Source organism: Virgibacillus carmonensis (assembly GCF_057836705.1).
This window is the reverse complement of the sequence record NZ_JBYQFJ010000372.1, coordinates 1-536: the sequence shown is the minus strand read 5'-3', so window position 1 is coordinate 536 and position 536 is coordinate 1. Positions and strand designations below refer to the sequence as shown.

1 pseudogene is annotated in these 536 nt (G+C 41.8%); it reads left to right on the top strand.

The features are described 5' to 3' along the window. Positions 1-536: pseudogene (gene fusA / locus AC3G7N_RS22425) on the top strand (elongation factor G); the annotation flags it as partial.

The window sequence follows — 536 nt, the reverse complement described above, 5'->3', positions numbered from 1 at the left end:
GAAGAAGATCCTACTTTTAGAACGGAAACTAACGTAGAAACTGGTCAAACTATTATCTCAGGTATGGGTGAACTTCACCTTGATATTATCGTAGACCGTTTGAAACGTGAATTTAAAGTAGATGCCAATGTCGGAGCTCCACAGGTTGCATACCGTGAAACGTTCCGTGGTTCAGCTGAAGTCGAAGGTAAATTCGTACGTCAGTCAGGCGGACGTGGACAATACGGTCACGTTTGGGTTAAATTTGAACCAAACGAAGAAGGCGCTGGCTTTGAATTCACTAATAAAATCGTTGGGGGAACTGTACCGCGTGAATACATTGGTTCTGTTGAAACTGGTATTAAAGAAGCAACAGAAACTGGTGTATTAGCTGGGTACCCACTAATTGATATCAAAGCAACACTTTACGATGGTAGTTATCATGATGTTGACTCAAACGAGATGGCATTTAAGATAGCTGGTTCAATGGCGCTAAAAGCCGCTAAAAGCAAATGTAAGGCGGTATTGCTTGAGCCGATTGAAAAAGTTGAAATCGT